Raw genomic sequence first — 7782 nt, 5'->3', positions numbered from 1 at the left:
TTCCTGATGAGCGGCGGCGGAGGCGGGTCGCCGCCGCTCATCAGGAAGGCCGCCCCGCTGCCCGCTGCGAGGGCGATGCCGAGGACGGCGAGACGGGCTGGATTCATCGCATCGCCACGCGCCGGAGACGGCCGAATTGCCGTCCATCCCCGGACCCTGCGGGGCCATTCGTGTACTTATGGTTAAGGTATTATAACTGTCCCGGTCGGATACGGTCCGGAAACGGGGCGGTTGCCGGGTCGGTCACAACCGGCGCGATCTCTCACGCGCGGCTCAATCCTGGCCGTGGCGCAGCATCCGCGGCTGCAATAGTCTGCGGCCGAACCCGCGTCAGAATCGGGTGCTCGGATCATCCGGGCAAAACATGCCGGGGAGTGACATGATCAGGACATTTGGCGGTGCGGTGCTGGCCACCGCCCTGGCTCTGGGCTCGGGCCCGGCGGCCGCACAGGGTGCCGCGGCCGGCGCCTTCTCGGGCAACGCGCTGCGCATCGGCGTGCTCAACGACCAGTCCGGCCTCTATGCTCAGTTCGGCGGCCAGGGCTCGGTGGAAGCCGCCCGGATGGCGGTGGAGGATTTCGGCGGCAAGGTCGACGGCGTGCCGATCGAGATCCTCGCGGCCGACCACCAGAACAAGCCGGACATCGCCTCGGGCATCGCCCGGCAATGGTACGACCGCGACGGCGTCGACGCGATCATGGAATTGACCACCTCGTCGGTGGCGCTGGCGGTCCAGGGCCTGTCCCGCGAGAAGAAGAAGATCACGATCACCACCGGGGCGGCCTCCAGCGACCTCACCGGCAAGGCGTGCACGCCCTACGGCTACCACTGGGCCTACGACACCCGCGCGCTGGCGGTCGGCACCGGCGGCGCGCTGACCCGGGCCGGCGGCGACACCTGGTTCTTCCTCACCGCCGACTACGCCTTCGGCTCGGCGCTGGAGGCCGATACCAGCCGCGTGGTGCTGGCCAACAACGGCAAGGTGCTGGGCAGCGTCCGCCACCCGCTCTCGAACCAGGACTTCTCCTCGTTCCTGCTCCAGGCGCAGGGCTCGAAGGCCAAGGTGATCGGGCTCGCCAATGCCGGGCTGGACACCTCCAACGCGATCAAGCAGGCGGCCGAGTACGGCATCGTCGAGGGCGGCCAGAAGCTCGCGGCCCTGCTGTTCACCCTCTCGGAGGTGGAGGGGCTCGGCCTCAAGGTCGCGCAGGGCCTGACCCTGACCGAGGGCTGGTACTGGGACGCCAACGACGAGACCCGCGCCTTCGGCCAGCGCTACATGAAGCGCACCGGTCGGATGCCCAACATGATCCAGGCCGGCACCTACTCGGCGGTGCTGTCCTACCTGAAGGCCGTCAAGGCCGCCGGCACCGACGAGACCGAGGCGGTCAACGCCAAGCTCAAGGCGCTCCCGGTGGACGACGTGTTCGCCCATGGCGGCACGGTGCAGCCGAACGGCCGCATGGTGCACGACATGTACCTGTTCGAGGTCAAGAAGCCGGCCGAGTCGAAGGGCCCGTGGGACCTCTACAAGCAACTCGCGACCATCCCGGGCAAGGAAGCCTACGCGAGCCCGGCCGAGAGCGGCTGCCCGCTGACGGCGGCGGCGAAGTAATAGGCGCTCTTATCGTGAGGCGAGGGCCGTCAAGGATTTGAAGGCTCTTGCTCTTGCAGAACGCGACGCGCTCCCTTTCCCGCACGGGCTACGATATTCTCACATCGCTGCCGGATTTGGGCCAAGGCTAACCCCAGACGCGTCTCCCTCCCCCCTCTGCGGGGGAGGGTGGGCCGGCCTTCAGGCCGGATCGGGAGAGGGGAACCCGGCTTCCGGAAGAAGGCCGCGCAGGGGTGCAGGCCGGCGCTTTCTCCTGCACCGTCGCTCCCCTCTCCCCCCCCTTTGCGGGGGCCACCCTCCCCCGCAAAGGGGGGAGGGAGAGCCGCGGTGTCTCCCGTGTGTTCTGCCGACCCGATATGTGAATCCGCACGCTCGTACGGGAGAGGAGAGCAGCGCTTTTCACCAGCGACGATTAGGCCGCCCAGACCCGCCGGTACAGCGCCTGGATCTCCTCCGCGCTCGGCTCGAGCGGGTTGTTGGCGGGGGAGCCGGAGGCGAGCGCCTGCGCGGCCATGGTCGGGATCAGGGCCTCCCAGCGGGCCGGGTCGATCCCGTATTCCCGGGGGCCGGGCACGTCGAGGTCGTCGTTGAGGGCTTCGAGTTCCGCCACCAGGGCGTTGACGGCGGCCCGGTCGTCGCCGTCGAGGCCGGGGATCCCCATGGCCCGGGCGCAGGCGGCGTAGCGCGCCACCGCGGCGGGGGCCGAGAAGGCGGTCACCACCGGCAGCAGCATCGCGTTCGAGAGCCCGTGGGCCACGTGGAAATGCGCGCCGATCGGCCGGCTCATGCCGTGGACCAGCGCCACCGACGCGTTCGAGAAGGCGATGCCGGCCTGGGTCGCGCCGAGCATCATCGCCTCCCGGGCCGCGCGGTCGCTGGGGTCGGTCCAGACCCGGCGCAGGTTCGGCGCGATCAGGCGCATCGCCTGGAGCGCGAGCCCGTCCGAGAACAGGTTGGACTTGCGCGAGACGTAGGCCTCGATGGCGTGGGTCAGCGCATCGATGCCGGTGTCGGCGGAGAGGCGCTTCGGCTTGGTCAGGGTCAGTTCGTAGTCGACCAGCGCGGCCACCGGCAGGTAGGCCAGCCCGATGCAGAGCATCTTCTCGTCCGAGGTCTCGTCGGTGACGATGGTGAAGCGGGTCGCCTCCGAGCCGGTGCCGGCCGTGGTGGGGATCGCCACGATCGGCAGGCCGGGCTCGTCCTGCAGGCGGGGCGCCTTGTAGTCGCGCATGTGGCCGCCGTGGCGGGCAAGCACCGCCACCGCCTTGGCGGTGTCCATCGGGCTGCCGCCGCCGAAGCCGACCACGCAGTCGAAGTCGCCGGCCTGGAGCGCCGCGAGCGCCGCCTCCACGGAGGCCACGGTCGGGTCCGGCACGGTCTCGGAGAAGATCGTTCCGCGGGCCCCCGCGCTGGCGAGCCGTTCGAGCAGCGTGTCGGTGCGGCCGCTGCTGACCAGGTAGGGGTCGGTGACCACGAAGGGGCGCGACAGGCCGAGCTGGCCCAGGATCTCCGGCAGCAGCCGCGAGGCGCCGGCGCCGATGCGCATCAGCCGCGGCAGGGCGATCGAGGCAACCATTTTTTGATCCTTCGCTCAGAGCCGGTTCGGGCCTTCAGGAACTGTCGATCTTAGGACTTGGGCCGCCGCCGCGAAACCGCCGACGCTTACACGGACGGCCCGGCGAACAGCGCGCCCGCCGCCTCGACCTCGCCGGCGATGAAGCCCGCCACCGCCCGGATATGGGCCGCCTTCCGGTGGTCCTCGTGGATGTGCATGTGGAACGAGCGCGTCAGCGACACCGCCCCGGGCAGGACCGGCGCCAGCCCGGGATGGGCCGCCGCGATGAAGGCCGGCAGGATGCACAGCCCGGCGCCGTTCAGCGTCGCGTGGACCTGGGCGAGCAGGTTGGTCGAGCGCAGCCGCGCCGAGACGGCCGGTTCGAGCGCGCCGAGATAGTTCAGCTCGCGCGCGAACAGCATGTCCTCGATATAGCCGACGAACGGATGCGCCGTGAGGTCCGGGACGCCGGCGATCGCGGGCGCCGCAGCGAGGTAGGCCTCGGATCCGTAGACGAACAGCCGGTAATCGGTGAGCCGGCGCGCCACCACCCGGGCCTGCTGCGGGGTGGACAGCCCGATGACGATGTCGGCCTCGCGCTTCGACAGGCTGAAGATCCGCGCGGTCGCCATGATCTCGACCTCCAGCCCCGGATGGCGCTCGGTCAGCCGGTGCATCCGCGAGGCCAGGAACACGCTGCCGAACCCGTCCGGGGCTCCGATCCGTACGGTGCCGGAGACGGATTGCGCGCCCGCCTCCGTGGCGGCGCTGGCGGACAGGAAGGCGCTCTCCATGGCCTCGGCCACGGTCATCAGGTTGGCGCCGTCCTCGGTGAGCGCGTAGCCGACGTTGCTGCGGTGGAACAGGCGCGCGCCCAGCCCTTCCTCCAGGGCGCGGATGCGGCGCCCCACGGTGGTGTGCTCGGTGCCGGTCCGGGTCGCGGCGGCGCTCAGGGTGCCGGTGCGCGCCACCGCCAGGAAGAAGCGCAGGTCGTCCCAGTTGCGTCCGGCCCGGCTCATGGTCGCAAACCCGCTGTGCATCGATGCACAACGGATGTAAGCGCATCCGGCTTTATCGTTCAAGCGATCCTGCTAGGCTGCGCCAAAACCAAACCCAACACGACATCAGGGAGGCGCGCATGCGCAAGATCGGGCACTTCATCGGCGGCCGTACCGTGGGCGGCGAGAGCGGGCGCTTCGCCGACGTGTTCCACCCCTCGACCGGGGAGGTCCAGGCCCAGGTCGCGCTGGCCAGCAAGGACGAGATGCGGGCCGCGGTGGAGAACGCCGCGGCGGCTCAGCCGGCCTGGGCGGCCACCAACCCGCAGAAGCGCGCCCGGGTGATGATGCGCTTCCTCGAACTGATCCGCGGCGAGATGGACAGCCTGGCCGAGCTGCTGGCCTCCGAGCACGGCAAGACCGTGCCGGACGCCAAGGGCGACATCCAGCGCGGCGTCGAGGTGGTCGAGTTCGCCTGCGGCATCCCGCACCTGCTCAAGGGCGAGTACACCGAGGGCGCCGGCCCCGGAATCGACGTCTACTCCCTGCGCCAGCCGCTCGGCGTCGTGGCCGGCATCACGCCGTTCAACTTCCCGGCCATGATCCCGCTGTGGAAATGCGCCCCCGCCATCGCGTGCGGCAACGCCTTCATCCTGAAGCCGTCCGAGCGCGACCCGAGCGTGCCGCTGCGCATCGCCGAGATCTTCCTGGAGGCCGGCCTGCCGCCCGGGATCCTGAACGTCGTCAACGGCGACAAGGAAGCGGTCGACGCGATCCTCGACGACGAGGACATCAAGGCGGTGGGCTTCGTCGGCTCCTCACAGATCGCCGAGTACATCTACGTACGCTCCGCCCAGACGGGGAAGCGCGCCCAGTGCTTCGGCGGCGCCAAGAACCACATGATCATCATGCCGGACGCCGACATGGGCCAAGTGGTCGATGCGCTGATCGGCGCCGGCTACGGCTCGGCCGGCGAGCGCTGCATGGCGATCTCGGTGGCGGTGCCGGTGGGCGAGGCCACCGCCGACCGCCTGATGGAAAAGCTGATCCCGCGGGTCGAGTCGCTCAAGATCGGCCCGTCGCATGACGGCTCGGCCGATTACGGGCCGATGGTCACCGCCGAGGCGGTCCGGAAGGTCGCGGGCTACATCGACCAGGGCGTCGCCGAGGGTGCGCATCTCGCCGTCGACGGCCGCGGCTTCAAGCTCCAGGGTTACGAGAACGGCTTCTACATGGGCGGCTCGCTGTTCGACCGCGTGACCCCCGACATGACCATCTACAAGGAAGAGATCTTCGGGCCCGTCCTCTCGGTTGTGCGGGCGCAGAACTACGAGGAGGCGCTGGCGCTGCCCTCGACGCACCAGTACGGCAACGGCGTCGCGATCTTCACCCAGGACGGCGACGCGGCGCGCGACTTCACCGCCCGGGTGAACGTCGGCATGGTCGGCGTCAACGTGCCGATCCCGGTCCCGATCGCCTACCACACCTTCGGCGGCTGGAAGCGCTCGGGCTTCGGCGACCTGAACCAGCACGGGCCGGACGCGATCCGGTTCTACACCAAGACCAAGACCGTCACGCAGCGCTGGCCGAGCGGCATCAAGAGCGGGGCGGAGTTCTCCATCCCGACGATGCGGTAGGGCCGAGCGTCCTGGCGGAAGAAGGAGCCGCGCGGCTCTATGGCTAGCGCGGGTCCCCTCTCCCGAGCGGGAGAGGGACAGGGTGAGGGATGCGCCCTGTCCGGAAAGACCTGATCCCTCACCCCAACCCTCTCCCGAACGGGAGAGGGGGCACGTTGCGCCTGACGGCAGCCGGTGTGCGACCATCGTGGCCCGCGCGGATGAGGAATCTGCGCTGGCTCGGCGATGAACTTGGAGGAAGTGCCCATGAGTTTCGGGCTCGATGAGGACCGGACCGCGATCCGCGACATGGCGCTCGGCTTCGCGGCCGAGCATATCGCGCCGCACGCCCTCGACTGGGACCGGGACAAGACGTTTCCGGTCGAGACCCTGAGGGCCGCCGCGGCGCTCGGCATGGCCGGCATCTATGTCCGCGAGGATGTCGGCGGCTCCGGCCTGTCGCGGCTCGACGCCGCCCTGATCTTCGAGGCGCTGAGCACCGGCTGCCCGACCGTGGCGGCGTTCCTGTCAATCCACAACATGTGCGCCTGGATGATCGACGCCTACGGCGACGCGGACCAGCGCCAGCGCTGGATCCCGGGCCTGATGGGCATGGAGACGATCGCCAGCTACTGCCTGACCGAGCCGGGCTCGGGCTCGGACGCGGCGGCGCTGCGCACCCGTGCCGAGCGGGACGGCGACGAGTACGTGCTGACCGGCGAGAAGCAGTTCATCTCGGGCGCCGGCGTCAGCGACCTCTACGTCTGCATGGTCCGCACCGGCGAGGCGGGGCCGAAGGGCATCTCGGCGATCGTGGTCGAGAAGGGCACGCCCGGCCTCTCCTTCGGCGCGGAAGAGCGCAAGATGGGCTGGAACGCCCAGCCGACCCGGGCCGTGCGGTTCGACGGCTGCCGGGTCCCGGTGGCCAACCGCCTGGGCGCGGAGGGCCAGGGCTTCCGCATCGCCATGAGCGGCCTCGACGGCGGCCGGCTCAACATCGCGGCTTGCGCGCTGGGCGGCGCCCAGTCGGCCCTCGACAAGAGCCTGGCCTACATGGCCGACCGGCGCGCCTTCGGGGCGAAGCTCACGGACTTCCAGGCGCTCCAGTTCCGGCTGGCCGACATGGCCACGTCGTTGGAAGTCTCGCGCACCTTCCTGCGCCACGCCGCCGCGGCGCTCGACGCCAAGGATCCGGCCGCCACGCAGCTCTGCGCCATGGCCAAGCGCCACGTGACGGATGCCGCCTTCGAGGTCGCCAACCAGGCCCTGCAGCTCCATGGCGGCTACGGCTATCTGGCCGAGTATGGGGTGGAAAAAATCGTCCGCGACCTGCGGGTGCACCAGATCCTCGAAGGCACCAACGAGATCATGCGGGTGATCATCGCCCGCGCGCTGACCGGGGGACGCTGATGAGCGATGTGATCGTCGAGCGCGTCGGCGCACTGGGGCGCCTGCGCCTCGACCGGCCGAAGGCCCTGAACGCCCTGACGCACGGCATGGTCCTGGCGATCGACGCCGCCCTGAACCAGTTCTCCGCCGATCCCGGCATCGCCGCAGTGCTGCTCACCGGCGAGGGCGAGCGCGGCCTGTGCGCGGGCGGCGACCTGCGCGGCCTCTACGACAACGCCGGCACCGCCTTCGCCGAAGCCTTCTGGCGGGACGAGTACCGGCTGGATTCCCGCATCGCGGCTTACGAAAAGCCGTTCGTGGCGGTGATGGACGGCATCACCATGGGCGGCGGCGTCGGGCTCGCGGGGCATGCCGCGCACCGGGTCGTCACCGAGCGCTCGCGCGTGGCCATGCCGGAGACCGGTATCGGCTACCTGCCGGATGTCGGCGGCACCTGGCTGCTGCCGCGGGCGCCCGGCCAGGTCGGCACCTATCTCGGCCTGACCGGCGAGCCGGTCGGCGCCGCCGACGCGATGTTTTGCGGGCTCGCCGACCTGCTGGTGCCCGTGCAGGCGCTGCCCGACCTGATCGACGCGCTGTCGGCGCTGC

6 protein-coding genes are annotated in these 7782 nt (G+C 70.3%); 4 read left to right on the top strand and 2 right to left on the bottom strand.

Translation table 11 applies throughout. The features are described from left to right. The first annotated feature begins 379 nt into the window (after nt 1-379). Nucleotides 380-1615, top strand: coding sequence for an ABC transporter substrate-binding protein (locus FV228_RS15255; RefSeq protein ID WP_147855399.1), 1236 nt, complete (start codon nt 380-382; stop codon nt 1613-1615). Nucleotides 1616-2027: 412 nt separating this feature from the next. Here FV228_RS15255 and FV228_RS15250 read toward each other — a convergent pair whose 3' ends face one another. Beyond that, nucleotides 2028-3191: an iron-containing alcohol dehydrogenase gene (locus FV228_RS15250; protein ID WP_147855398.1), complete on the bottom strand. Its 1164-nt coding sequence runs from the start codon at nt 3189-3191 to the stop codon at nt 2028-2030. 86 nt (nt 3192-3277) lie between these two features. Then, entirely contained in the window at nt 3278-4189 is a 912-nt protein-coding gene (locus FV228_RS15245; RefSeq protein WP_238260080.1) for a LysR family transcriptional regulator, read from the bottom strand. 119 nt (nt 4190-4308) lie between these two features. Between FV228_RS15245 and FV228_RS15240 the strand changes: the two genes are divergently transcribed. From FV228_RS15240 to FV228_RS15230, 3 genes are all read left to right on the top strand, one after another. After that, entirely contained in the window at nt 4309-5805 is a 1497-nt protein-coding gene (locus FV228_RS15240) for a CoA-acylating methylmalonate-semialdehyde dehydrogenase (RefSeq protein WP_147855396.1), read from the top strand. A 246-nt stretch (nt 5806-6051) separates the two neighbouring features. Next, the gene (locus FV228_RS15235) at nt 6052-7194 is read left to right on the top strand and encodes an isobutyryl-CoA dehydrogenase (RefSeq protein ID WP_147855395.1); all 1143 of its coding nucleotides are present in this window, start codon (nt 6052-6054) and stop codon (nt 7192-7194) included. Next, nucleotides 7194-7782 (top strand): enoyl-CoA hydratase/isomerase family protein (locus FV228_RS15230; protein WP_147855394.1); only part of this gene is annotated, 589 nt, incomplete at its 3' end. The genes FV228_RS15235 and FV228_RS15230, both read left to right, overlap by 1 nt.

Origin of the sequence: Methylobacterium sp. WL18 (assembly GCF_008040015.1) — a bacterium.
Classification (GTDB): domain Bacteria; phylum Pseudomonadota; class Alphaproteobacteria; order Rhizobiales; family Beijerinckiaceae; genus Methylobacterium; species Methylobacterium mesophilicum.
This window is presented reverse-complemented; position numbering and strand designations above follow the sequence as displayed.